The 26,402-nt window shown below is 43.3% G+C and carries 24 protein-coding genes and 1 pseudogene; 7 read left to right on the forward strand and 18 right to left on the reverse strand.

Annotated elements, in window-relative coordinates:
- The 4 genes and pseudogenes from V7654_RS03335 to V7654_RS03350 all read right to left on the reverse strand — a co-directional run.
- Nucleotides 1–199 (reverse strand): annotated as a pseudogene (locus V7654_RS03335) (hypothetical protein); the annotation flags it as partial.
- A gap of 59 nt (nucleotides 200–258) precedes the next feature.
- A complete protein-coding gene (locus V7654_RS03340) occupies nucleotides 259–1,353 on the reverse strand; it encodes a PRK06851 family protein (protein ID WP_335428451.1) in 1,095 nt (364 codons plus the stop codon).
- 381 nt (nucleotides 1,354–1,734) lie between these two features.
- On the reverse strand, nucleotides 1,735–2,211 hold the full coding sequence (gene ybaK / locus V7654_RS03345; protein WP_335428452.1) for a Cys-tRNA(Pro) deacylase: 477 nt from the start codon (nucleotides 2,209–2,211) through the stop codon (nucleotides 1,735–1,737).
- A 60-nt stretch (nucleotides 2,212–2,271) separates the two neighbouring features.
- Nucleotides 2,272–3,618, reverse strand: coding sequence for a UDP-glucose dehydrogenase family protein (locus V7654_RS03350; RefSeq protein ID WP_335428454.1), 1,347 nt, complete (start codon nucleotides 3,616–3,618; stop codon nucleotides 2,272–2,274).
- Between the two features lie 189 nt (nucleotides 3,619–3,807).
- Here V7654_RS03350 and V7654_RS03355 point away from each other — a divergent pair, with 189 nt between their 5' ends.
- Nucleotides 3,808–5,343: an FAD-dependent oxidoreductase gene (locus V7654_RS03355; protein WP_335428455.1), complete on the forward strand. Its 1,536-nt coding sequence runs from the start codon at nucleotides 3,808–3,810 to the stop codon at nucleotides 5,341–5,343.
- Nucleotides 5,344–5,675: 332 nt separating this feature from the next.
- Here V7654_RS03355 and V7654_RS03360 read toward each other — a convergent pair whose 3' ends face one another.
- Nucleotides 5,676–6,575 (reverse strand): NAD(P)/FAD-dependent oxidoreductase, encoded by a 900-nt coding sequence (locus V7654_RS03360; RefSeq protein ID WP_335428456.1) that lies wholly within the window; start codon nucleotides 6,573–6,575, stop codon nucleotides 5,676–5,678.
- Between the two features lie 374 nt (nucleotides 6,576–6,949).
- On the opposite strand from V7654_RS03360, the gene V7654_RS03365 reads away from it, so the two are divergent.
- On the forward strand, nucleotides 6,950–8,023 hold the full coding sequence (locus V7654_RS03365) for a hypothetical protein (protein ID WP_335428457.1): 1,074 nt from the start codon (nucleotides 6,950–6,952) through the stop codon (nucleotides 8,021–8,023).
- 50 nt (nucleotides 8,024–8,073) lie between these two features.
- Here the strand turns inward: V7654_RS03365 and pgmB are convergent, their stop codons facing one another.
- Both pgmB and V7654_RS03375 read right to left on the reverse strand, forming a co-directional pair.
- Nucleotides 8,074–8,742: a beta-phosphoglucomutase gene (gene pgmB, locus V7654_RS03370; RefSeq protein WP_335428459.1), complete on the reverse strand. Its 669-nt coding sequence runs from the start codon at nucleotides 8,740–8,742 to the stop codon at nucleotides 8,074–8,076.
- A gap of 76 nt (nucleotides 8,743–8,818) precedes the next feature.
- The gene (locus V7654_RS03375) at nucleotides 8,819–11,110 is read right to left on the reverse strand and encodes a glycoside hydrolase family 65 protein (RefSeq protein ID WP_335428460.1); all 2,292 of its coding nucleotides are present in this window, start codon (nucleotides 11,108–11,110) and stop codon (nucleotides 8,819–8,821) included.
- 289 nt (nucleotides 11,111–11,399) lie between these two features.
- Here V7654_RS03375 and V7654_RS03380 point away from each other — a divergent pair, with 289 nt between their 5' ends.
- A complete protein-coding gene (locus V7654_RS03380) occupies nucleotides 11,400–11,768 on the forward strand; it encodes a cytochrome-c oxidase (RefSeq protein ID WP_335428461.1) in 369 nt (122 codons plus the stop codon).
- Between the two features lie 49 nt (nucleotides 11,769–11,817).
- Here V7654_RS03380 and V7654_RS03385 read toward each other — a convergent pair whose 3' ends face one another.
- The 4 genes from V7654_RS03385 to V7654_RS03400 all read right to left on the reverse strand — a co-directional run bounded on the left by V7654_RS03385 (nucleotide 11,818) and on the right by V7654_RS03400 (nucleotide 17,306).
- Nucleotides 11,818–13,023, reverse strand: coding sequence for an MFS transporter (locus V7654_RS03385; RefSeq protein ID WP_335428462.1), 1,206 nt, complete (start codon nucleotides 13,021–13,023; stop codon nucleotides 11,818–11,820).
- A 381-nt stretch (nucleotides 13,024–13,404) separates the two neighbouring features.
- Nucleotides 13,405–15,633 carry a sensor histidine kinase gene (locus tag V7654_RS03390; protein WP_335428463.1) on the reverse strand — a complete coding sequence of 743 codons (2,229 nt, stop codon included), beginning with the start codon at nucleotides 15,631–15,633 and terminating at the stop codon, nucleotides 13,405–13,407.
- Nucleotides 15,611–16,303 carry a response regulator transcription factor gene (locus V7654_RS03395; RefSeq protein WP_335428465.1) on the reverse strand — a complete coding sequence of 231 codons (693 nt, stop codon included), beginning with the start codon at nucleotides 16,301–16,303 and terminating at the stop codon, nucleotides 15,611–15,613. Before V7654_RS03395 ends, V7654_RS03390 begins: the two co-directional genes overlap by 23 nt.
- A gap of 538 nt (nucleotides 16,304–16,841) precedes the next feature.
- Nucleotides 16,842–17,306: an HAD family hydrolase gene (locus V7654_RS03400; RefSeq protein ID WP_335428466.1), complete on the reverse strand. Its 465-nt coding sequence runs from the start codon at nucleotides 17,304–17,306 to the stop codon at nucleotides 16,842–16,844.
- 182 nt (nucleotides 17,307–17,488) lie between these two features.
- Here V7654_RS03400 and V7654_RS03405 point away from each other — a divergent pair, with 182 nt between their 5' ends.
- Complete coding sequence (locus V7654_RS03405; protein WP_335428467.1) at nucleotides 17,489–18,364, forward strand: alpha/beta fold hydrolase; 876 nt, start codon at nucleotides 17,489–17,491, stop codon at nucleotides 18,362–18,364.
- Nucleotides 18,365–18,373: 9 nt separating this feature from the next.
- Entirely contained in the window at nucleotides 18,374–18,751 is a 378-nt protein-coding gene (locus V7654_RS03410) for a VOC family protein (RefSeq protein WP_335428468.1), read from the forward strand.
- Between the two features lie 37 nt (nucleotides 18,752–18,788).
- On the opposite strand, the gene V7654_RS03415 is transcribed toward V7654_RS03410, so the two are convergent.
- Nucleotides 18,789–19,664 (reverse strand): SGNH/GDSL hydrolase family protein, encoded by an 876-nt coding sequence (locus V7654_RS03415; protein ID WP_335428470.1) that lies wholly within the window; start codon nucleotides 19,662–19,664, stop codon nucleotides 18,789–18,791.
- A gap of 310 nt (nucleotides 19,665–19,974) precedes the next feature.
- Between V7654_RS03415 and V7654_RS03420 the strand changes: the two genes are divergently transcribed.
- Nucleotides 19,975–21,252: a GGDEF domain-containing protein gene (locus V7654_RS03420; protein ID WP_335428471.1), complete on the forward strand. Its 1,278-nt coding sequence runs from the start codon at nucleotides 19,975–19,977 to the stop codon at nucleotides 21,250–21,252.
- Between the two features lie 129 nt (nucleotides 21,253–21,381).
- Here V7654_RS03420 and V7654_RS03425 read toward each other — a convergent pair whose 3' ends face one another.
- From V7654_RS03425 to V7654_RS03440, 4 genes are all read right to left on the reverse strand, one after another.
- Entirely contained in the window at nucleotides 21,382–21,753 is a 372-nt protein-coding gene (locus V7654_RS03425) for a peroxiredoxin family protein (RefSeq protein WP_335428590.1), read from the reverse strand.
- The gene (locus V7654_RS03430; RefSeq protein ID WP_335428472.1) at nucleotides 21,753–22,100 is read right to left on the reverse strand and encodes a DsrE/DsrF/DrsH-like family protein; all 348 of its coding nucleotides are present in this window, start codon (nucleotides 22,098–22,100) and stop codon (nucleotides 21,753–21,755) included. The genes V7654_RS03425 and V7654_RS03430 overlap by 1 nt, the downstream gene beginning before the upstream one ends.
- A gap of 247 nt (nucleotides 22,101–22,347) precedes the next feature.
- Complete coding sequence (locus V7654_RS03435) at nucleotides 22,348–23,583, reverse strand: MFS transporter (protein WP_335428473.1); 1,236 nt, start codon at nucleotides 23,581–23,583, stop codon at nucleotides 22,348–22,350.
- Nucleotides 23,584–23,613: 30 nt separating this feature from the next.
- The gene (locus tag V7654_RS03440) at nucleotides 23,614–24,069 is read right to left on the reverse strand and encodes a CBS domain-containing protein (RefSeq protein WP_335428475.1); all 456 of its coding nucleotides are present in this window, start codon (nucleotides 24,067–24,069) and stop codon (nucleotides 23,614–23,616) included.
- A 184-nt stretch (nucleotides 24,070–24,253) separates the two neighbouring features.
- On the opposite strand from V7654_RS03440, the gene V7654_RS03445 reads away from it, so the two are divergent.
- Nucleotides 24,254–24,682 (forward strand): MarR family winged helix-turn-helix transcriptional regulator, encoded by a 429-nt coding sequence (locus tag V7654_RS03445; RefSeq protein WP_335428478.1) that lies wholly within the window; start codon nucleotides 24,254–24,256, stop codon nucleotides 24,680–24,682.
- Nucleotides 24,683–24,742: 60 nt separating this feature from the next.
- Here the strand turns inward: V7654_RS03445 and V7654_RS03450 are convergent, their stop codons facing one another.
- Together V7654_RS03450 and ypfJ are read right to left on the reverse strand one after the other, a co-directional pair.
- Nucleotides 24,743–25,240 (reverse strand): cupin domain-containing protein, encoded by a 498-nt coding sequence (locus V7654_RS03450; protein ID WP_335428479.1) that lies wholly within the window; start codon nucleotides 25,238–25,240, stop codon nucleotides 24,743–24,745.
- Nucleotides 25,241–25,339: 99 nt separating this feature from the next.
- On the reverse strand, nucleotides 25,340–26,188 hold the full coding sequence (gene ypfJ / locus V7654_RS03455) for a KPN_02809 family neutral zinc metallopeptidase (protein ID WP_335428480.1): 849 nt from the start codon (nucleotides 26,186–26,188) through the stop codon (nucleotides 25,340–25,342).
- Nucleotides 26,189–26,402: the final 214 nt, after the last annotated feature.

Here is a 26,402-nt window from a genome sequence, read left to right on the forward strand (position 1 = left end):
GGCCTCCGCCTGGAAACCCGCCACCTGGGCCTCCGCCTGGAAAGCCTCCTCCTGGGCCTCCGCCTGGGAATGGGAATCCACCGCCCATTCCAGGAAATACCCTCGCGTCATACTGCGGGTAAACTTCATTTTCGTAATATCCATATTCATCGTTATCATGCTGGTATGATCCATATGGGTAGAAGTTGTAATAATTCAAACTCAATTCCCCTCTCTTGATGTTTTCCATGTAATGTATGCAAGATGCCCAATTCTGTGCTAGTGGACACTCAAACTTTCAATTTCCTTCTGTATTTGGCTGGCAATGGCATCAACCTTTGTAAAATCCATTGCGCCTATATAAATTTTTTCAAGTTGATCGCGCAGCACTTTGGCTCTTGCCAGAGAAGCAATCGCTTCGTTCATCTTCTCTTTGTATCTGCTGCCGACATCCTGGATTTCCGCAGCATACTTTTCATCTGTCCCAGGGGCAATCAGCTCGGCATACATATCGATGATTTCATCTGTTTCCCGCTCCGGGAAGTACTCATGCGGAGCTGTGCTGTCAAAGATGGCAAAGTCCAGTTCACGGACAATAACCATATCCAGGCTGTGCGGGTCAAAACCGCAATGGTAAACCTCGACATCGTAGCCATGTGATTTTGCTTCTGCCGCAAGTTTTTTCAGCATGGTCGACTTTCCTGAACCCGGACGGCCTTTAATGAAATACCTCTTGCCGACTGTTTCAGTCAGGTTAGGGACAAAATCCACTGCGCCCACAGGTGTCGCTGCTCCCAGGAAGCGATCATGCACCCTGCCTTCGCCTGCTGATTTGCTGTCCCCGAATAGTCTTTCGATCAATTGATTCGTAAACTCATTCGCTTTTGCAAAGTCCATATTCTCGATATAAAACTTTTCCCATTCATCATGGATTCTCAACGCTTCGTCAAATTGGCTGTAGGCCGTATTGAACGCCTCGCTGATTTCTTCAGACAGCCTCGTAATCGTTCCTTTATGCTCCTGCAGCTTGCATGAATCCCATGCTTCTCCAAGGTTTACATATTCCTCAACTGCGCCTGGTGCTTTCGGCTCGATGACATGCGGAGCTGTGCCATCGACAATGCCTGCATTCAATTTAGGAATGATGACCCCATCAATTGACTTGTTATCTGATGAACAGTGCAGAAATTCAATGTCATAGCCCTTTTCAAGCCATTCCTTGCCGATTTTTTTCATCAATGATGACTTTCCTGTTCCAGGGCCGCCCTTCAATATGAATACACGAGATAACCCCTGCAGGTTCGATTCATACAAATTGTAAAATCCTCGGGCTGTATTCCCGCCGGCAAAGTAATTCAGTATTTTCCCAGCCATTTAATCGCACTCCCTCCAGCCGTTCACTCTAACGGCATGTTATCGCTTCCTCATTACTATATGCAGGGCAAATGGGCTGGGTGAATGCCCAGCAGCAGAAGATATATATTTCCCGGGGAAAGCTCTTTTCTACGGTGACCTCTAACAGGTTAATAAAATGGCTTTGTTAAATTAGACTGTTGATTTCCGCTCCAGGTACTCGCTTTCCGCGGAGCGCTGGGTGAGCTCCTCGTCGCTTAGCTCCTGCGGGGTCTCACCTGGGCCGCAGATCCCGCAGGAGTCGAGTGCGCTCCGCTCCGATCAACAGGTGCTAAAAATCAACATTGACCTTTAATACAGCCAGTAAAATAAAAAAACCACAGCAATTAACTGTGGTCATCATTATTTTATTATTGGTGCATATTTGCCCGATGCAGCCTTTACAAGTTCTTCAGGTGCCAGCTCAACCTGAAAGCCAATCTTTCCGGCGCTGACGATTATCGTTTCAAGATCCCTGGAACTTACATCCAGGAACGTTGGATAGCTCTTCTTCATTCCGATTGGTGAGCAGCCGCCGCGGATATAGCCGGTGAATTTCTGAATGTCTTTTACCGGAAGCATTTCCACGTTCTTCTCGCCAGCTTCCTTAGCTGCCTTTTTCAAATCGAGCTCAGCTTCTACTGGAATGACGAATACGTATAAACTCTTACTGGCTCCTACTGCCACTAGTGTCTTGTAGACCTGCGACGGTTCTTTGCCGATTTTGCCCGCAACAGCGACACCATCGATTTTCCCATCATTCGCGTCATATGTGAGAATCTCATAGGATACCTTTTGTGTATCGAGAATTCTCATTGCATTCGTTTTAACCTTAGCCATCCCGCTTCCTCCTAAACTGAGGGTTTTTAGGATCATTCTACCTTATATGAGCTACCTTGTTCAATCGTGGCTTCTTACTGGCATTGTAGCTGTCTTCGTTGACACATTGATCGCCTTCCGTCCGACTGAGATATACGTCAGTCCTTCTTTTACAACTGCCTCAAGGTCATAGCAATTCCGGCCGTCAAAAATGACTGGCTCCCTCATGTACAAATTGAAGTTCTGCACATCGTACTCCATGATTTGCGGCCATTCTGTCATGATAAAAGTAACATCCGCTCCCTTGATGGCGGCATCCACATTTCCCGCGTAATAAAGCCTGCTGCCGTAAATCTCTTCTACTTTTTTCATAGCGGCTGGATCATAGACCGATACGTCTGCACCCTCCTCCAACAGCTGGGCAATTAACTCCATTGCCGGGGCTTCCCGTATATCATCCGTATGCGGTTTGAATGCGGTACCCAGCACTGCGGCACGCTTCCCCTTCAAGGACCCCATCATCTCTTTTGCCTTCACAAACAGTTGCTGCTTTTGCCTGCTGTTCACCTCGATGACAGACCTCAAAATTTTAAAATCATACCGATAGTACTGTGTCAGCTTTTCCAGCGCCTTTGTATCCTTCGGGAAACACGAGCCGCCGTAGCCAATTCCCGCTTTTAAAAACTGGCTGCCGATCCGCTGGTCCATGCCCATCCCCTTCGCCACATCCTCGATATTGGCGCCAGTGTGTTCACACAGATTGGCCACTTCATTGATAAAACTGATTTTTGTCGCCAGAAAAGCATTTGAAGCATATTTGATAAGCTCCGCACTGCGGACATCCGTCTGCAGAACAGGCAAACCAAAAGGTTCATAGAGCCTTGCAACCTTGCCGCCCGCCTCACGGTCCTCCGCACCGATGACGATGCGGTCTGCATGGAAAGTATCCAGGATTCCGGATCCCTCACGCAGGAACTCCGGATTAGAAACAACATCTACCTTCACGCCTTGCGGGATCTGCTTTTTTAATAACCCGGTAATTCTTTGATTTGTCCCTACAGGAACTGTACTTTTGATGACAATAATGGCCTCTTGAACTAAGTTGGCACCAATGTCCGCTATTGCTGCTTCCAAATATTCGAGATTCGCCGACCCATCTTCATTTTCCGGTGTTCCTACAGCGACAAAGATAGAATCAGCGTTCTTATAAGCTGTTTTAACATCAGCGGTAAAATGGAGCCTTCCTGCTTTGAGATTTTTTTGGAGCATAGCCTCGAGCCCCGGCTCATAAATCGGGCACTGCCCTCCAGAAAGAGTCCTGATTTTTTTTTCATCGATATCAAAACACGTTACATTATAACCAACTTCAGCAAAACAAACTCCCGTCACAAGGCCAACGTACCCTGTTCCGACGACTGTGATTTCCATATTGGCCCTCCCTTGCTCTAATGTACTTATTTTATCATGGCAGACAGCATTTCCCCTTTATTCCGCCCTTTTTGGTAAAAACTTGTCTACCTCTTATACGTGCAGGGTAATAGAAAAATGGTTTCCGTACATGTTTTTCATCAAAAAGGAAAAATTAGTTATTATGAAGATTTTTAAGGAGGATTGTTGATGAACAATTATAATTCCAAATTACCTCGTTTTCCAGAACCTTTTTGGCGTAAAACTGCAGAGCTTCCCACTTTCCCAAAACTGCAGGAGGATTTAACGGTTGATGTGGCAGTAGTGGGCGGAGGCATTACCGGCTTGACCTCGGCCTACCTGCTGGCAAAGGCAGGAGTCAAGGTGGCTCTGATTGAAGCCGGCACGATTTTAAATGGAACAACCGGCCATACAACCGCAAAGGTCACACCACAACATGGCCTCATTTATGACGAACTGATCAGCCATTTTGGCGAGGAAAAAGCACGCCTGTATTATCAGGCTAACTATGATGCGATGCAATTTGTCAAAAACCTCGTCAAGGACGAACAGATTGATTGCGATTTAACCGAAGAGGATGCATACGTCTACACAAATTCTGAAAAAGAAATGGAGAAGCTGCTCAAGGAATTTAAGGCTTATGAAAAGCTGGGCGTTATTGGCGGCGAGTATGTTTCCGAGATTCCAATCCCGGTAGAAGCCAAAGCGGCTGTTGTTATGCGCAATCAGGCACAGTTCCACCCTTTGAAGTTTTTAAAGCATCTGGTTGAGCGATTTGCTGAACTGGGCGGGCAAATCTTTGAAAACACAACAGCTGTCGATATGGAAGAAGGCTCGGAGCCAGTTGTAACGACCAGGGACAACCATAGGGTCCACTGCAATCAACTGATCATCAGCTCGCACTTCCCTTTTTACGATTTAAAAGGATTTTACTTTTCGCGCATGCAAGTGAATCGCTCCTATGTACTTGCGGTCAAGACTGAAAAGGAATATCCAGGCGGCATGTATATCAATGCGGAAACTCCTACCAGGTCACTTCGCTTCACAGATTGGGATGGCGAAAAGCTCGTCCTGTTTGGAGGAGACAGCCATATCACCGGCCAGGAAGAAAACACTCATCAGTATTATGAAGCTCTTGAAGCGTTCGCTTCGCAGACATTCGGGATAAAAGAAATTCCATTCCGCTGGTCTGCACAGGACCCAACAACGCTTGATAAAATTCCATTCGTCGGAAAATACTCATCAAGCACGGACAATATTTTTGTCGCAACTGGCTACCGGAAATGGGGCATGACGAATGGAATAAATGCCGCTCTTCTGATGACAGACCTTGTTTTGAAAAAGGAGAATCCATATAAGGACCTATTCGAACCGCAAAGATTCCATGCCACCCCTGACATTGCGACATTCGTAGCCGATAATGCCACAGTCGCGAAGGAATTGATCAAAGGTAAATTCGACCGGCCATCCGCCACTCCAGAGAGTCTTGGCAATGAAGAAGGCGCTGCCGTTACTGTCAACGGAAAACGTGCCGGTGCCTATCGCGACGAAAACGGACAGCTGCACGTTGTCGACACCACCTGCACACACATGGGCTGCGAGCTAAAGTGGAATAACGGCGAACGCACCTGGGACTGCCCTTGCCACGGCTCACGCTTCTCCTATAAAGGAGATGTTATCGAAGGACCAGCAGAGCTGCCATTGGAGAAAGTCGATTTAGAATAAGGTAAAGCCGCCATTCTTGTTAGAGTGGTGGCTTTTCGCTTGATCGCTTACATAAAGCTTCCTTCTGTTAATGATCCGCTTCTTGATAAAGTGATACGCCTTACTGGTAAACAAAAACGCCGCCTTACGCTTACTAGTAAAATAGCGCATATTACTAGTAAAAAATTGCACACTACTAGTAATAAAACACACATTACTAGTAAATCATAGCCCCTTACTTTTAAACAAACCGCTTCTACCAGTTAATTAAAGCACATCAAGTATCCTAACTTTGAAAAATAACCATGCTAAGCAGGAAAATAAGTATTCCGATTCGTTTTTACCGAAAACCGTTACTTTTTTTCCTCCAGAAGCGTCTTATGGATCCAGATGCTTGCCTGCATCCCATCGCCCATCGCAATTGTGACCTGTTCGGAATGGGCGACGACGTCTCCTGCCGCCCAGACATGCTCCACATTCGTCATTTTTGTCCGCGGGTCAACAAGGACATGCTTGTTTTCATGAAGTTCTACACCAAGCTGCTGTGCCAGCTGCGACTTCACTTCATTTCCTCCGAAGGCAATAAATCCGCGCTCAGATGTCAGCTGATCTCCGTTTGAAAGGATGACTCCCCCGAAATTTGGTCCATCTGCCAAAACCTTCTCGATTGGCCCCTCGACATACTGGATTCCCTTTTCTTGCATAGCAGCCTGCTTTTCCTCATCGACTTCAGTTCGTTCATGGTTTACATACGTAATTTTATTGGAAAAACAGCTTAAAGTCAGCGCCATATTCGCTCCGACATTTCCAGCTCCCATCACGATTGTCGATTTGTCCTTCACTTCATAACCGTCACAATCCGGGCAGACATAGACACTGTTTCCGAGGGTCGGCATCAAATCCGGGAATGGCGGAATCCGATCCATAATTCCTGTAGCAAGCAGCAGCCTTTTCGCTTTGTGGGTTTCACCGCTGTCAGACTCTATTTCAAATCCATCTGCCGTTTTCCTGGCATTTGCTGCCTTGCCATTAATAAACTTAACACCGAGTCTCTCAGCCTGATAGCGGCCAATTTCCCTCAATTTCGGTCCGCTGATCCCATCAGGATAACCAAGGATATTGTGGTAGCTATGGCAAATGGCTGATCGCCCATCTCCCGAATCAAGCACCATGGTTTTATGATTATAACGGCCGAGCTGGATCGCTGCTTGCAGCCCCGCAATTCCGCCGCCGATAATTAGACAATCATACATTTCATTACACCGTCCCTTAAAAAAGAATCATAGTAGCATATTTCCCTTTTCGAGGAGGGGTAATCCGGTATTTGCAAAACTCTGTTGTTTTAAAAGTGCAGCTTGGCAATCATTGATGTATTATTTGTCCGTGATTTCTGCTTGTTGTACATTAATTTCTACGAAAAGTGGATTTATTTCTATGGTTATCCTCTTTATTTCTACGGTTACCCAATTAATTTCTACGGTTTTATAGATAATTTCTACAAAATTGCTCCTAATCTCTACGTTTTCCATTTTACTGGAAAAAGCATACCATCTAATTTTGTCTAACGCACTCATTACATTACCTTAGCTTGATAAATTCAGTTATAATCAAAGTGAGGTGGATATTTATGACAAATAAAATGGTTCAAAAACCAAAAATCATACTTTATGTATTTTTAACCTCATTGATTCTACTTTCAAACTACACGCTTTATCGAACCTCTATGTTCGGTTCAATCCCAGAAGGCGCCGTCTTAGGATCATTGCTTGATTTACTGATCATATTGCCTCTTCTAACCTACTTCATGATCATCCGCAAACGGTATGCGCTCAAATATCAAGGTATTGTGATTTTCGCTGGGTTCGCTGCTGCTTACTTTATTGTCCCACAGCAGCATTTATCGGAGTACTCATTCCTTCCCTACTTGCTGATGGTTTCTGAAGGTGCATTCCTGCTGCTTGAGCTGTATATCGCCTACAACGTGATCACCAGACTGCCAAAGCTTATAAAAGAGTACAAAAGTTTAAGCAAGCAAAACTCATTTTTCCTCTTTAATGTGAAGAATGCAGTTGAAAAGCATTTACCAGGAAACAAGACAGCGCTGATTTTCACAACGGAGTTTTCCTTATTTCATTACGCGCTCTTCTCATGGAAAAAGAAAATCGACATTAATACCGGCCAGGCTTTTACCTATCATAAAAAAACTAGCGCAAATGCTGTCTACATCATGCTGATCCACGCGATTGCCATTGAGTCGATCGGGCTGCATTATTTCCTGCATAATTGGAACGCCATCGTTTCCTATATACTGCTGTTCCTAAATGTGTATGGAATCTTATTTTTCACCGCGGAAATCCAGGCTACCCGTTTGACTCCTTATCTTCTAACTGACAATCATTTGCTCCTGCAAACCGGTTTTTCAAAAAGCATGAACCTTTCGTTAAGCCAGATAAAAGAATTCAAGTATTATGAGGGACCAGAGAAATTCACTCGTAAGGAAATGGATGATTTGTACGATGCGAGAGTTGCTGATTTTATCGTGGAAAAGCCTACATTTGAAATCCTGCTTCATGAACCACAGGAACTGCATATGATGTACGGTTTGAAACGGAACGTTACCCGGATCGTCTTGAATGTCGACGAACCGGCATTCTTTTACGAACAACTAAAAAAAGCAATAGAAAGCGATGACCCCAAGTAGGGTCATCGCCAGCAAAAAACCCGGCCTATGCAGACCGGGTTTCGTTGTTTTTATGCGTTATACAGTTCTACAATCTTTTCAAATGATAGCTCTTCTGTGCTGTCATAAATAATATCAGCGTTTTCGAAGCTTTCCTTAGGTCCTACTGCGACAGCGAACATGCCGGCTCCTTTGATGGCCTGCACGCCTGCTGCTGCATCCTCGACACCGATGCATGCTTCCGGCTCCACGCCAAGCATCTCGGCAGCACGAAGGAATACCTCTGGATGAGGCTTGCCGTTCACGACTGTTTTCGCGTCAACGATGATATCGAACTCGGATTTCATTCCAAGCGACTCCATGACAGTGAATGCATTTTTGCTAGCGGATGCAAGGCCCAGCTTCAGCCCATTTGCCTTAATATCTGTAATCAATTCCTTGATAGCCGGCAACAGATCGGATGGTGTGATGTTCTGGATCAACGTAAGATAGTGGTCATTCTTCTTGTCAGCAAGCGCGTCTTTTTCTTCAGAGGAAAAATCATTTTCCCTGCCGCCAATAGCGAGGATTTTTTCAAGAGAGTCCATACGGGAAACGCCCTTAAGCTCCTCGTTATCCTCGCGGGTAAATGTGATGCCCAAATCCTCAGCGAGTGCTTTCCATGCTAAGAAGTGATATTCTGCTGTATCTGTAATGACGCCATCTAGGTCGAAAATGAAAGCTTTGAGTGGTCTTGTCATGTTAAAACTCCTTTCTATGCAATTCCCGAAACCATATAGAGGGAGACCCCTGGCAACCCAAAGATCTCCCATATTTTTATTTCAATTTTACAGAAAGCTCGCCATTTGCAGGAATCGTAATTTCCTCGCCATAAAGGTTCATAGCAAGCTCTGGACCTTGCTGGGAAAGAACGACGTTTTCCTGGTTCACTTCCACTTTTACATAGTGATCGCGGAAGATGATGTTGAAGCTGTACTGATTCCATGCCTTAGGAATGAACGGGGCAAATGACAATGTGCCCTCAGCCGTGCGCATGCCTGCAAAGCCCTGGACAATCCCAAGCCATGCACCTGTCATGCTTGTGATATGCAAACCATCTTCAGTGTCATTGTTGTAGTTATCAAGGTCAAGGCGCGCCGTGCGGTTATACATTTCGTATGCCTTTTCTTCCATGCCAAGCTCAGCTGCAAGAACAGCGTGGATACTTGGAGACAATGAAGATTCATGGACCGTCATTGGCTCATAGAATTCAAAGTTGCGGCGCTTCTCTTCTTCCGTAAACTCGTGGTTGAAGAAATACAAGCCCTGAAGGACATCCGCCTGCTTGATGAAACAGCTGCGAAGGATCTTATCCCAAGACCAGTTCTGGTTGATTGGGCGATCCTCAGCTGACAGTTCATCAACCGTCTTCAAATCTTTATCAAGGAATGTATCGTGCTGGACGAATACCCCTCTTTCTTCATCGTACGGGAAGTACATTCTGTCGATGATATCCTGCCACTTTGCAAGCTCTTCATCTGAGAATCCAAGTCCAGCAAGACGGTCCTCATGGCCATTTTGCTTCAAGAAATCGATGACTTCGAGAGTATAACGCAGTGTCCATACAGCGATACGATTTGTGTACCAGTTGTTGTTGACGTTATTTTCATATTCGTTCGGGCCTGTAACCCCATGCATCATATACACATTCTTGAACTTGTTAAAGTGGACGCGGTCAGCCCAGAAGCGGGAAATTCCTGCGAGCACATCAATACCAGATTCATGAAGATAATTTTTATCTCCAGTGTAGTTCACATAGTTATAGATCGCATAAGCAATCGCGCCGTTACGGTGGATTTCTTCAAACGTGATTTCCCATTCATTGTGGCACTCCACACCTGTAAAAGTAACCATCGGATACAGCGCACCCTGCAGTCCCTGCTGCTTCGCATTGTGGTATGCTCCATCAAGCTGGTTGTGGCGATAGATGAGCAGGTTGCGGGCCACCTCGGACTCAGCAGTGGAAAGGTAAAGCGGGATTGCATACGCTTCAGTATCCCAGTATGTCGCTCCGCCGTACTTTTCGCCTGTGAAGCCCTTTGGACCGATATTCAATCGGGAGTCTTCCCCATAATAAGTAGAGAACAATTGGAAAAGGTTAAAACGAATTCCCTGCTGAGCTTCATCATCTCCTGCGATTTCAACATCAGCGATTTCCCAGCGGCTCAGCCATCCATTTTTGTGCTCTGCCAACAGCTGTTCGAAGCCTTTTTCCACAGAACGCTCAAGTACTTCCCGGCCTTTTAATACCAGATCGCCAGCAGCATAATCACGGTCTGTAGTCACGGCGACATACTTGTAGAGAGTTACAGTTTTGCCCTGCCCAGCTTTAACTTCAATCACATTTTCTACATACTCTTCTTTTTCAGTTACTGTCACATTCGCAACTTCACCCTCGACAACCGTTTGCATAGTTGTCGCTACCTGGAAAGTAGGCGTGCCGAATGGATTGTCTATTGTTTTCATCACAAGGCTGCCAGTGTATTCTGACGCATCCTTACTCACCTCATACCAGAAGTCTTCTTCATAGTTAGAATCTTCATTACGAACGTCCCCATCCAAATACGGAATAAAGGTAACGTTTCCATTATAGTTTTTAGCAGTAACGGAATAAGAAATTGCGGCTAGTTCACGGTCAGCAACTGATAGGAAACGTACCGCTTCCACTTCAGTTTCCTTGCCATCCTGGACTATAGTGAACTTCCTTGTCAGCACACCATGCTGCATATCTAGCTCACGATAGTATTCATTCACTTCAGCCTTATGAAGATCAAGCTCTTCTCCATCGACCAATACTTTTACGCCGATAAAATTAGTAGAATTGATGACCTTACCGAAATAATGCGGGTAACCATTCTTCCACCAGCCTACACGAGTCTTGTCAGGGAACCATACACCTGCGATATATGAACCACGGTGGAAGTCTCCAGTATATGTTTCTTCAAAATTCCCGCGCATGCCCATATGGCCATTCCCCAGGCTCATGATGCTTTCAGCAAGTCGAAAATCCTCTCTATGCAGTTCCGTTTCGATGATCTTCCAGCTATCGATTTCAAATAATCTTTTCATAGCTTTTATCTCCCTTTAAGAAGTTGTACAAACGTTTGCACTATTATATCATGAATTTCCTAAAAAATGATAAAACGATTCGTGTTAATTTTGTGTCAGACTAAACTAATTATTATTGTACTATTATAATTTGTGAGTTTAGTTCTATAACTTTATTAAAAGTAAACGTTCAAGCAAGTGAAAATCTTTTCCCTAATGGATAATCCTATTTTTATGGTAAATATGTTATAATTTTTCAGAAGTTTTATATAATCTAAAAGAACTATAAAGAGAGGAGGTAAACAAACATATGAGTGCAAGATTTTTTAAAGTGGCCTCGGTCTATTTTGTTATTGCAATTATTCTAGGAATCATTATGGGGATCAGGCACGATTTTTCGCTTACATCGGTGCATGCTCACTTAAATCTGCTTGGCTGGGTATCCATGGCCTTATTCGGGACTATTTATTATCTTTATCCTGCAGCGGGAAGCAGCAGGCTGGCAACCATTCACTTTTGGCTTCATAACCTTGGTGTACCGGTCATGCAGGGCGGTATAACCCTTGTCATGCTGACGGAAAATGGTGTCTTCACTGCCTTTGCAATTATCGGTTCTCTCGTCGTTGTACTTGGCGGAATATTATTTGCAGTGAATGTTTTCAAGCATGTAAAAGCATAATTTTTGCTATTAAAAAAGTTCGCCTGGGTCTCAGGCGAACTTTTTTGATTTATGCGAGTTCCGTTTGTTTCGTTTCAGTGCCCCATAACCAGACCGCTGCCGCTCCAATCAGGATGGAGATGCAGAAGATCGTGAAAATAATGTTGATTGAAAAACCTTGAGCTGATAAATATGGAACCGTTAAAGGTCCGAGGATTCCGCCTATGCGTCCGAAAGATGCAGCCATCCCTGCTCCTGATCCGCGGATAGTAGTTGGGTACTGTTCTGGTGTATAGGCATACAATGCGCCCCACGCTCCAAGGTTAAAGAAAGACAATAGGATGCCGGCCGTAATCAACAGGGCAAGCGAATCTGCTGTACCAAAGAAATAGGCGCTGAGTGCTGTTCCAATCAAATAAGCTACTAGCACAAACTTCCTGCCTGCTTTTTCAATCAACCATGCCGCTGTAAAATAGCCCGGCAGCTGCGCGAGCGTCATAATCAATACATATTGAAAGCTCTTGATCAATGTGAAGCCTTTCATAACCATCACGCTTGGCAGCCAGAGGAACATTCCATAATAGGAAAATACGACACTGAACCATAGAATCCAAAGCATCGCTGTTTTTTTGACATGTTCTTTTGACCATACATCTGCAATGCTCTCCATGATGGTCAGCCTTTCCTTCTTTTCAACCGCAAGGAAGCGCGGTGAGTCCGGAAGGTTCATACGAAGATACAGTGCATAGAGTGCAGGCAATGCGCTTAAGATTAAAGCCATCTGCCAGCCAAACTTCGGGATGATAAAGTAGGAAATCAGCGCCGCTACAAGCCAGCCTCCTGCCCAAAAGCTCTCCAGAAGGACGACGACGCGGCCGCGCTTTTCAGCAGGTACGCTTTCCGCAACAAGCGTCGATGCGACCGGCAGTTCTCCCCCGAGTCCCATTCCAATAAAAAACCGCATCAGCAAAAAGAAAGACAAAGTCGTGGCCATAGCCGAAAGTCCGCTGCCGACAGAGAATAGCAATAACGTTATAATAAAGACATTTTTCCGCCCAATCCTGTCAGCCAGCAACCCGAATATAAGCGCCCCGACTGCCATCCCAATTGAATTCACACTGCCAATCCAGCCCATCTCCTGGACAGACAAATCCCAGTCAACCTTCAGTGCCGCAATGATAAAAGACAAAATCCCAACATCCATTGCATCAAACATCCAGCCCAGACCAGCAATTCCAAGAAGCTTTTTCTCTGAAATCTCCTGATTTTTTTTCATATAGCCCTCCTGCTCCATTGCAACGATACAAGTAGTTTCCCTTAATTTGATATTTTTAACATTTTACTTCTTTTGCTCTTCTATAATATCACGTGTCTTTACAGTAGTCATGATAATAATTCATCGTTTCATTCTGCAGCTGGAAATTTTCCGTGTTAATTTCCAGTTCGCCAGAATAATTTCATTTTCGCCAATATATTTTTATTTTCGCCAGAATAATCTCATTTCCGCCAGAATAATCTATTTTTCGCCAATAAATTTTCAATGGAGTAAATTTAACTCTAAAGTTCAATAAAATTGGAATCATGATTGCTGATTCATCTTACCAAATACCTTTTTCAAAGAAAAAACCCCCTGCAAACGATGCAGGGGTCTTAAAAATTAACTTACTTTATCCAAAATAACGGTTACCTTGAACAAATCGCCATCGACTTCAATATCAAGTGAGCCTTCGTGAAGGTCCACTATCGATTTCGCAATGGCTAGCCCGAGACCTGAGCCTTCTGTATGGCGAGATTGGTCGCCTCGCTTGAATCGCTCGAACAACTCATTCAAATCTTCACCAAGCTCGTATTTTGTCACATTTTTAAAGGTAAGCACCGCCTGATCCTGCTCGGCTTTTACCGAAATATAGACTCTTGAATTCTCAAGAGAATACTTAAGAATGTTGCCGATCAGGTTATCAAACACTCGCCAAAGCTTCTGGCCATCGACAAACGCATAAACTGGATGATCAGGCTGAGATACGCGCAGTTGGAGCGATGATTGGCTTAAAGCTTCGTTGTGTTCTGCAAGAGCCTGCTGCAGGAGCTGGATGAGGTCGACCTTATCCTTGCGCAGCTCGATGTTGCCGCTCGCCATTTTCGTCGCCTCGAATAAGTCATCGATTAAAACCTTCAAACGCTTTGATTTACGGTCGAGAATCTCAATATAGGAGTCGCGATCCTCTGGCGCTAAGTCAGGCGTTTTCAATAGCTCCGTATAGGTGATGATCGAAGTCAGCGGCGTCCTTAAATCATGGCTTACATTTGTGATCAGCTCCGTTTTCAGACGCTCGCTCTTTGCCTGCTCCTTGTGGGAGACCTTCACAGAGTTTCTCAATGTGTTGACGTCTGCTGCGTGTTTGGCAAAAATGGATTTGCCTTTTACCGGGATATCACTACCCATTTTCCCAGCAGCAAGCTCCTCTGTATTCATTACAATCTTATTGAAGTAGCCGGCCTTTTTCATGATGATAATGAGAAGCGGAAGTCCAATAAAAATAAAAGCAAGACCAAAAACAACAATGAATCCTGCTTCAACCAAGACTGCAGCAGCAAGCATGCCCAATCCAAAAACGAATCCGAGCAGCACGATCAACTGAATCCCGATACTCCTGATAAGAAATGCATCCAAAATCGCTTTATAAGCTTTAAATACAAGGCTTTTCTGTAAATCGTCCTTAAGCAGCTGCCCATCATTGCGGTACTCAGCAAAGAATTTCAGCTGCATCAAGCCAAATGCCAGCAATGCGGCTGCGGCTGCCAGACTGATTATTAGTTCAATCAGCGAAGAGAAGATATCAGAATTGTAATATACAAACTGCTCGCTGATCAGAGTCAAGGTAAGCAGGAAGAAACCACCTGTCGCAAGCATGATGCCCAATCTTACATCAAGCGGAACTTTCGCGTAAATCGGCTTGAAATTTTCAAACGTTCCAAAAACAATAGCCGGTTTGCGCCTTGCGATAACATAAGCAGCAATCAGCGCGCCGATGCTGGCAATCATATATCCAATGAAAAGCAACTGGCGTTTTTGGAAGTATCGATAATCACCAATTGCCTGAAGCGATGCTGGTGCATTTTTCGATAGCCCGATCTTCCCTGTGAAATTATTATTTTGATTCGCCAGGATCGCCTCCGCAACCTCATTGTAAGGCATGAATTGCTCGCTAATTCCTGTATATCCATAAAACTCCTGAATGTCACCGTAATCCTGGACAAAGTACATTTCTTTGTCATTGATGAAATCAGAAACCGAATCACCATCCTTAAGAGTAAGGTTCGTAAATACCTCTCCCGTTTCTGCGTCTTCCATATAATACTTGTACGCACGCCCAAAGTTTACAAATTGCTGGCGATATTTCTCCAGCTCCTGATAAAATTCATCTATACGCTTCTCTTTTTCCTTCATAATTTTGGCCCGTACGTGTTCATCACTGTTGAAGTTTTCCGTAATATCGGCGATTTTCGCATCTCTTTCTTTCGTTAAAGCTGCTTCAACCGTTTTATTCCCGCTGTCAATCGCCTCTTGAATCTGCTGTTCATACTGCATTCCGATATTGGAAATCTGTTCGCCCAGATTGCCGTACCGCATGCGATGCTCTTCTATCTCTTCATCCGAAACAGTGATTTCCTTCTTCATGTCCTCTTTCGTCATGCTATTTAACTCAAAGACTTGCAATAAGCTGACAAATCGGTTCATCTGGTAGCCGTATTCTTCTGATTCAAAGTAATCCCCTTGCAAAAACTGGCTGCCATTCGTCAAGGCAGAAAATAATCCACTAAGCCCAAATGAAACGAGCAAAGCCCAAATGACGACAAGATACTTACTTTTCGATTTTATATCCAATGCCCCACACCACCTTTAAAAACCTCGGATTCTTCGGATCGATTTCTATTTTTTCACGGATTTTCCGGATATGGACGGCTACCGTATTTTCAGCATTGTAGCTCGGTTCCTTCCATACTCGTTCATAGATATCGTTAATGGAAAACACTCTGCCGGCGTTGGTCATTAGCAGCTCGATGATCTTGTACTCGATCGGAGTCAGCTTAACCAATTCCCCATGCGCGGTGACTTCCTTTGATGACTGGTCGAGAGTCAGCCCGTTCAGGTCAATCACCTTCGTTTTCCCTTCATATGTACCCAGTGTTACATACCGTCTCAGCTGTGATTTCACCCTGGCGATCAGTTCGAGCGGGTTGAACGGCTTGGTCACGTAATCATCGGCACCAACCTGGAGACCGAGGATTTTATCCGTATCCTCACTTTTCGCGCTCAGGATGATAATGGGAATATTCTTGTCTTCGCGAATCCGGAAAGTAGTCGTAATCCCATCCTGACGCGGCATCATCACATCAAGGATGATTAAGTGAACTGGCTGTTCATTGAGCTTTTCGATCGCCTCAATCCCGTCGGCAGCCTTGATGACTTTGATTCCTTCATTCTTTAAATAAATTTCAATTGCATCGCGTATTTCTTTTTCATCGTCTACCACAAGCACATTGTATTGTTCCATGTGAAAACCTCCTTTCCACAAAGGCAAGCTTTGATGTTTTCTATTCTAGACGGCGAACCTTAACATTCACCGACGATAAATCTTAAGATTTTCTTAATAATGGGAAAAGTGGTGTGTGTGAATCTATTATATATTCTTATATGAAGGGTGAGAAAAGGTATTTTTATGAATAGAAAGGTAGGAGAAACAAATTGGACGGACTGAAGAAGATTAAATAAGCTTATAAGACTCATCCTGGCGTGATGAGTCTTTTTTGTAAATTGTGTTCCAATTGGGTGAATTGCTCCCTATTCCAACTGGAAAAAATCATTGAAAATTTCCAGGTTGCGGGATTTCGACAAAAACTCGCGGAAAGATATGCTCTTTTTGCGGAATAGGAATGTTTTTTCGCGGAATGACCTATTCTTTTCGCGGAATAAAAATGGTTTCCTGCAGAATGACCCCTTCTTTTCACGGAATTCAGGAACACTTGATAGTAATTCTTCAGACAAAACGCGTTTCTTTACATAAAATTTAACCTTTCCAAATGAAAAAAATCTTATCTTCGCAAAGTAGCAATGATTCGGTTTTGTTTTAACAATAAATCCAATGCCTCGTTAATATGATGAACGATTATATCGCTTTTCGAGAGTGTGGAGGTAGCGCAGCCTTCATTACCGATCACCGCGATGGCGACAACTGCTTCTTCAAACATCGCAGCATCATTAGCGCCATTCCCTACACAGACCGCGCCAGCCAAACTTCGAACGAATTCTCCTTTTTCTTTTGTATGGTCTCCTGAACGGAGAATCTGGACAGATATAGGCAGCTCGCTGCATTGATTCACAACGCTGCCATTGGTATCTGCAGTGATAACATGTATCTCCAGCAGTTTGCTTAAAAGATGGATCCTGTCTGCAACCCCTCTGATTAACTCACCGTCAACTGCAATCGTGCCGTTAAAATCCAAGACTAAATGCTTAATTTCAAGCTGTTCTCTGCCAGGTATAGTTAAATTCAGCATTACTGACCTCCTGTAAACTATATTTTAAAAATTATTATACACTCACCTTTATCTCCAGAAAAAACAAGATATTTTACTAGTGCTAAAGTATTATAATAATAAGTAGTTTTGTTAATTTATTACAGTAATCTAAATAGATATATATTTTTCTTTTGCTAAATAAATGAAGGAGTCCTAAACCAATGGCCACGATCTATAAAAGCAAAGAAGGAAAAGAACACATCCTCAGCCAATATGAACAGTACCTGACGCAGTTTGAGCTCCCGATTGATCGGGAGTATGTGGATACGCGTTTCGGAAAAACGCATGTCCTTAAAATGGGCAGACCAGATGGGAAGCCGTTATTTATCTTTCAGGGAGGAAATTGCATCAATCCGATGACCCTATCATGGTTCAAGGGTTTGTTAACAGATTACAAGATTTATGCGCCTGATACCATTGGCCATCCAGGCTATAGTGACGAGGTCAGGATTTCTGCATCAGATCAAAGTTTCGCCAATTGGATTGAAGATTTAATGGCGCATTACCAGATTGAAAAATGTGCTTTTATTGGCCCTTCATATGGCGGGGGCATCATCCTCCGGCTGGCAGCTTTTTTACCGGAGAAGATCCAGTGTGCAGTACTTGTTGCGCCAGCAGGAATCAGCCTTGGATCAAAAATGCAAATGATCAAGGAAATTCTTGTGCCGATGTTATTTTATAAAATGAATGGGTCTGCTAAAAGCTTGAGGAAAATTGCCAATGTGATGTCGAGAAACAGTATGAAAGGCATGGATGAGGGGATTATCGGCAGTATTTTTAAATACGTGTCTTTAGAGAATGAAATGCCCAAGCTTACGACTGCACAGGAACTGAAAGATTATAATGCTCCGACCCTCGTCATTACTGGGACTGAGGACATCTTTTTCCCAGAAAAAAGGATTTCCAAGAAATCAGCAGGACTTTTCGGGAACCAATTAGAATTAAAACGATATACGATGGGGCATTTCCCATCCGGCGAAGACCTCGTGAAAATTGACGTTGACATCAAATCATTCCTGGCAAAACATTATCTTTAGGAGGTAACAATGAGCAATAATCCTATCCAAAAAATCGGCCAAATTGGTGTAACTGTAAAAAACTTAGATCGAGCTATTCCTTTTTATCAGAAGCAATTAGGGCTTCCGCTTTTGTTCAGCACTGACACGATGGCTTTCTTTGACTGTGATGGTGTCCGTCTTCTCCTCAGCATTCCAGAAAACGAACAATTTGCCCACCCGAGTTCGGTCATTTATTTCCAGGTGGAAAAGATTAAGGAAAAGTACGAGGAATTGCTCGCAAAGGGAGTAAGCTTTTTAGACGAACCGCATGTTGTGGCTAAAGTGGGCCAAACTGAGACATGGATGACATTCTTTAGAGATACTGAAGACAACATTCTTGCGTTCATCAGCGAGGTTTTGGCATAAATACAAAAGGATACTGCAAGCAGTCGCAGTATCCTTTTTATTGAATTGCTTTCAGTTCATTCTTTTTCATGAATAGCTCAATCTGATGCGCCGCCATCATACCCGATGTGCTGTTCAAGTGCATGCCGTCAGTCAGTAGTAAAAAGCCATTCAAATGCGCAATCCGATCCAGGCTGTATCCGTATACAAAGTGTTGAATAATCGCCTTTTCTAACAGTTTAGAGCCATTTTTCAAAGAACGTCCTCTCGTATGCCCTTTTCCCTTTAAATAGGCTTTTAATTTTTCATTAAAAGGCAGGTAGGAAACATTGCTAATTTCAGCGATCTTTTTTATGACTTCGTTGTATTGGTCGATTTCCTTGTTCGCTTTTGAAAATAAATTTTCACCCGCTACCGGGAGTGAGAACAAAGCAATTTTTGCCGTGGTTTCCGTTTTCAGCCTATTCACAATTTGAGCAAGGTTTTTCTCATAAACTAATAAGGATGGTTTCTCAAATTGTTCCTGCAACCTGATATTCCTCTTCGCAATATCCGGGGCAATTTTTGCTGATGCATCATTCAAGCCGACCATTATAATGGCGAACTCTGGATTGCAGGCAATCACACGATCAAGGCGTTGAAGGACATCATAAGCCGTGCTGCCATTGACCCCGTCATTAATAAATTGGTAATCAAGGCAGCCCTTCCGCTTAGAAGCATCTTCGACAAAATTAAAGCTAATATTCCCATGTACGACATCTCCGCCGATGACGGCGACAAGCTTTTTCCCTTCCTCGCGCATTCCATTCTTCAGGAAAGCCTCCGGATTATTTGCGGGAAGTTGTTTTAGTTTGTTTTTTCGCTGATAAAACGCAATTACTCCCGCAACCACAAGCAGCAACAATGCTAGAGTACCAATTAATAAAAGATCCATATACGACCCCTCTCTTTTAAAATTTTTTCATAGTCTTTTCCTGTATTAACCAGGAGCCCCAATCAACAAACAGCCAAGTATTTAAAAAGTAAATTATTAATTAAAAATTCTGAATATATATAGTATATTATTCGACAAGACTGTAATATTTCCCTTTAAATGCTCAATTTCTACACCCGAAATATTTTATTTTTCCTTCTACTCTCATCATAGCCATTTATGATACGCAGCAGACAAAATAAATGGTACAAAAATTTAAACAAATCAAAAAATTACTTTGCAAGTTGCTTCGATTGTAGGATAATATTATATGGTAGAGATTGGGAAAGGGGAAATTATACCTATGCTGGAAGCTAGGTTATATAATGTATCACTATTTTTTGTTTCAATTGCCGTGGCTTTTGGATTAGGTACCTTTTTCGTGGATAAAAACACATTTTTAATAGCTATATTCATATATTGGCTGTTTTCGACCATGTATAACAATCTTAGGATCATTGCGCAAAATGGAACACTGAAGTTTGATTATGGGATCAATTATAGCTTATCATTCGGCATTTTCGCGGGCCCAATAGGTTTGTTCATTTTCGAGACGATCTTTCGCTTCACCGTATATTTTTCTAGAAAAAGCTCCAAGACTGCCGATGAAGATGAATTTTGGGACACATTCTACAATATTGGTGCTCATGTACTGATTTACTCGATTGGATATTTTGTATTTAATCTGGCTTATCCTTTATTTAAAGGTGTACCATTTGGATTTTGGATCCTGATGTGCATCCTTGCAGTGGGCACCATGATTATATCTTATACATTCCTATCTATAGCTTTTTACATTTTAGGGGAAATCAAAAGCGTGCGGGAGGCACTCCAATTCTTCAGGGAAAGCAACAATATCCTGGATTTGGGTAAAACAGCTTTTACCAATGGACTGCTGCTGCTGTTCCTTCAAGAGCAGAAATGGGAAATGATGGTCAGCTTATTTATTTTGAATTATTTGGTGAGCCGCTCCTTCCATTCAAAATCACAGAACATCCAGAATAAAATCGAGCGGGACAAGTTCGAACAAATGGCTTATACAGATTTCCTTACAGGTGTTCCGAACCGGGCATTCATGGATTTAAAAATGTCCGAATTGAACCAAACGGGCGAAAGAATCGGCATTGTAGTAACAGATATCGATAAATTCAAACGAGTCAATGATTCGTATAATCACGCTGTCGGTGACAGGGTCATCCAGCATTTTGCTCTGACATTGAAGCACTATTTATCTGAAAATGATTACCTTTTCCGAAGCGGCGGCGAGGAATTCACGCTGATCCTGAGAAATAGATCATTCACAGAAACCATTGATCTGGTGGAAAAAATTCGCCAAGGCATCGAAACTAGCTCAGTAGATGTGGAATATAAATCGGAAATTCACTCCATTTCGATTACTTCTTCATTTGGTTTGTATTTCTTCACGATCAATTCATATACGTCAATGGAAAAGGGCTATATTTATGCGGACCAGCTGCTGCTTCGTTCAAAGGATCTTGGCAAAAATAAAGTGACCTATAAAAACGAACTGTCGAAACAGACAGGCTGACAATAAAGATTAAAGACAGAGGATGCTTTCTCTGTCTTTTTCATTGTTCCGCATAAGCAGGCTAGTGTCTCCGTTCAATTCCTTTGCATTTCATCTTTTATCCCGCTAAAAATGCATAAATAAATCTGCTCATGCTGCCTCGTTCAAAACCCATTTAATCGGCACTTGCTCCGCCGGATGTACGAACTCAAAATTATCCTTTATATCTAAATCCACAACATACAACTGAACACCCATTTCGACCGCAATTTCCAATAGCTCATGAACAGAAGATACACCAAAATCGCTGATCGCATTTGAGAGGTATTCAAGGTCAGCTGAGGGAACTGATACATATCTTTTATCAAGAATATTGACACCTTTGCGTGAGAACGCCAAAATCACCTCTGCGCCCGATGATGCAGCGCCAACCGCAACATTCAACGGAGGATACGCAGATTCTAGTTCATCATGCAGAGCCATTACCACCACTTTTTTCTGCTCCATGCCAGTCGCCTCCATCAATAGCTTAAAACCGCATCTGCCTGATAAGCAGTCTCCAAAAATGTCGCTACTCCTGCCAATTGGGCACCGTCAACCAGTTCAAGGTCATCGGCAATCAGCACATTCATCTGGCAGCCAAAAAAACCAATGCCCAAGTCCATCGCTCTTCTCATGAGTTGGGCAAGATCAATATTATGTGTTCGCTCGATGATTTTTAAATATCGTTTATCCAGTACCCTTGCACCATCAAGGTCGAAGAAAATGGTGATTTCATTGCCCTGTTCTGCATTCTTTACTGCTTCTTTTAATACATAAGGCACATTAGAACTTAAGGAAACAAAGTAAACTAATTTCTTGTTCGCCAATGTCCTTCCCTTCTTTCGGTACGATTGCTTATACAGCTAATTATTTTGTCCAAACGAAATATTCATGAACCGCTTACATTATTATTATATACCCTCATAGGTATACAAGAAACTGCAAACAACTGGGAATAGAAAAAAAGTGAGTGGAAACCCACACACCTTCATCCGAGCATTCAAATAGTCGTCGGTTCTAGTTCTCCAGATCAGATTGCTATCCTCATATTCTCCTACAAAAGAATCGAATCATTTAATGAGATGAATCTGTTGTATCTACGTGCTTAAGATGCTTGAAATTCAGCCAGATGAACACAACGGACAGAAGTACGAACCCTGCGCCAACTAAAAATGGAATATGAGAGTTAAACACTTCTCCTAATTTAGCAGCCATGAAAGGTGCAATGGCTGCACCAATAAAGCGCAGGAAGCTGTAAGCAGCCGAAGCTGTCGCTCTTTCTACTGGCGCTGCATCCATAACGGCTGTTGTAATCAAAGTATTGTTATTCCCCAATATCGCACCGGCAAAAATAACAGCGCTGATCACGATCCACTGTGTCGATGCAAAGATTCCTATAATCATAAGATCAAAGGCAAATAGAATCAACATGAAAACCATAGCCTTAACAGTACCAAGCCATTGCTGAAGCTTCGGCGCCATAAATACAGAGGTAAGCGCCAGCAGAATACCCCAGCCTAAGAATACGTAGCCAAGTCCCTTTGGCTCCAGACCCATAACAAAGGGAGCGTATGCCATGATGGTGAAGAAACCAACATTGTATAAAGCTGCTACAATCCCTAATACCAAAAGCGAACGGTGTTTCATCGCGTGGAAAGGTGCAAGTAAAGAAGTCTTTGATTTTTTAACAGAATGCGCCTTCGGTTTTGGCATTAATATGGTAAGAAGAATAAAGGCGAACACCATTAATGTGGCAACTCCAAAAAATGGAGCTCTCCAGGTCAAAGACCCTAATGTCCCACCCATCAGCGGTCCTATTGATATGCCAAGTCCCACGGCCGCTTCATAAAGTATGATTGCTTTTGCTGTTCCGCTTTCTGAAAGAGAAACAATTGCTGCCAGGGCAGTTGCTACAAACAGCGCATTGCCCAGTCCCCATCCGCCCCTTAGTCCGACCAATGTCCAAATGTTCTCGGCGAATCCTCCCAATGCAGACACAACAGCAATAATGGAAATTCCCAGAAGGAGTGTACCTTTGCTGCCCAGCCTTGATGATACCGTTCCAGTGATCAGCATGGCGAATGCCATGACAGCATTATAGCTTGTATATAGTAAAGTTACCTCACTAGGTGTCGCATTCAAGTTATGGGCAATCGTTGGTAAAACCGGGTTCACCAGCCCCATCCCCATGAAAGCTGTTATTGCTGCAAAGAAGACAGCCCATACAGCGACAGGCTGGTTTAATATTCCAGGAGTGGCGGCTGATTCAATCGATAAAGGTTTTGCTGCAGTTTGTGATTTAGAAGTCATTCTTCCTTCTCCTTTTTTTCGATTTTCGATTTACAATAATTTTTTGAAGGAATGCCTGATGACGTCTCCGCGGCTGATGATCCCAGCCAAAACACCATTTCGTTCAACAGGCACTTTCTTAATTTGTTTCTGGCCCAAAAGTGCCGCAATATTTTCAATTTCCTGGTTCCATGCCACCTTTTGCACTTTCTTCTGAGCAATGGCCATTACGTTCAAGTCCAAGACCTTTTGGGCCCTCACCTCAAATTCATCATCATCTCCCCTGATAACATCAACATAATAAAAAGAGTCAACGACGATATCCTTGTGTTTTCCGATATATCGCATGAGATCCCCATCACTTATATAAGCGACAATTTCATTCCGCTCATTCACTACGGGCAGCCCGCTTATTTGATGGTCAATAAACTTTTCAATTACCAAACGCACATTGTCTGTATCTTTAACCTTGTAAACTGTACTATTCATGATTTCATGAGCTTGCATATTAAACTCCTGTCTATAAAAGAGTGTATTAAACACGAAAAACAATTGTATGATGCAACTATATGATTGTATAATACAACTATCTACTATGTCAATGTTGCTTTCCAGAGATATACAGCAAATTGACAAAAGCCTGTGTTATATTATCATGTAACCTAGAGGAAGTATTCGGGGTGAAAATGCGATGAAAAAACAAGCACTGGAAACGATTGAACTTGAATTGGCAATCCTGATCCGCCGGCTTACATCTGTTTCAACGGATAAAAGAAAAACCAGCCTTGACCGGTCTGGGTATCTGTTGCTTCGGAGACTATCCGCTCTAGGCCCAGCAGGGGTGAAGGTGCTGGCTGCTGAATTTGACCTTGATATCTCAACAGTCAGCAGGCAAGCAAGAGCATTAGAGGATAAAGCGTATGTTAAAAAAGTTCCCGATACCCAAGATGGCCGTTCATATTTCTACCAAATAACAGAAGCCGGTCTTGCAGAATTAACTGCCAACCAATTGTCCAGATTAGACAGCATCACTAATCTGCTAAGTGACTGGACCGATGATGACCGTGAAAATTTGGGATATCTGCTGAAAAAATTCAATCATTCTTTAAAGAATAGATAATTGAAAAAGGCAGGCCGAATGCTTTAAGATACATTCCGCCTGCGTTTCTTTGTATGACAATCACTTTGCCCACTTTTCCAGCAGTGGTCCGCTCTCCCCATAAACCGGATCTGTTTCTGGCAATGGCACATTTTTGATCTGCGACAAGGCTTGCGCTCGTACTCCTGGATCGTTTTTCTGTAGATTAGGGGTACTTCCATTCGGATAAGCGCCGACAACAGCAAAATCCTCGGTGCTCTCCATTTTCCTATGGCCCGTACCGGCCGGCAAAACAACTACGTCACCAGCTTTTAGGTCAAGGCGTTCTCCGCCATCACCGCCAAGAAGCACGGTCGCTTTTCCAGACGTCACACCTAATACCTCATGTGTGTTTGTATGGTAATGGTGATAATCATAAACATCGCCAGTCCATGTGCCTGTCCAGTTATGCTGCTCGAATTGAGCTTGGATATTGAGATTATCTTCAAAAACACCTTGATACAAAATCACAGGTAAATCAGGATTGTTCGGAATATCACCTGCATCGTTCAGAAAAAATGATCTTACTCGTGTTTCCATAGCGGAATCTGCTCCTTTCATCTTCCTAAGATAGAATGGTGCCATCCACGATCTTTTTGTACAATGGCTAGGGCAAAAAGAACCCATGTTTAACTGTACCTAAAATTCCCTGGAGTTAAACGTATCTCCTTCTTGTAGGTTTCCAGCTTTATAGCCTTTGTAGAACCAGCTCTTCCTCTGTTCCGAAGTTCCGTGAGTGAAACTTTCCGGCACGACATATCCTTGGGAACGTTTCTGGATTGTATCATCCCCGACCGCACTCGCTGCATTCAAAGCTTCCTCAAGGTCTCCTTCTTCCACTACACCCATTCCCTGTGCATGGTGGGCCCATACACCGGCTAAATAATCAGCCTGCAATTCAAATCGCACTTGATACTTGTTGAATTCTGTCTTATCCATACTCTGGCGCATTGAGTTAAGCTTATCGGAAGTTCCAAGTAATGTTTGTACATGGTGCCCTACCTCATGGGCAATTACATAAGCCATTGCAAAGTCACCTGGCGCCTGGAATTTACTTTGAAGTTCATCATAGAAACTTAGGTCAATATACAACTTCTGATCCCCGGGACAATAAAACGGACCAACAGACGCTCCTGCTGTACCACAGGCAGACTGGACACTGCCAGAATACAATACAAGAGTAGGCTCTTTATAAACCATACCTTCTTTCTTAAACTCTTCTGTCCAAACCTCTTCTGTATCAGCCAGGACAACGGACACAAACTGGGCAAGGTCCTTTTCCTCCTGTGTTTCCTGGTAAGGAGCAGGGGACTGGCCTCCCATGTTTGACATATTGTTCACAACATCCCCTAGATCGCCTCCGCCAAGGAATGTCATGATCACTAACAGGACGATTCCGCCAATACCGCCGCCCATTAGCATGCCGCCTCCGCCCATTCCTCTTCTATCCTCAACATTGCCGCTCGCTCTTCTGCCTTTCCATTGCATGATGGTTCCTCCCTGCATATTAAGAAACTTATAAAATAAATTAGAAATATGTTTTAGTGTTATACCCGCTATTAGTAGATTTATTTAGCTTCTATGAATATTTTTTTGGAAAGACTGGTTTTGTTTAGATTTTGGTTATACGAATTAAGGTTACTTCCCGCTTTTTTATTATGGCTTTGTTAAACTTGGCTGTGATTTCCGTTCCAGGCGCTTC

Source organism: Bacillus sp. JJ1609 (assembly GCF_036967045.1).
GTDB lineage: Bacteria > Bacillota > Bacilli > Bacillales > Cytobacillaceae > Mesobacillus.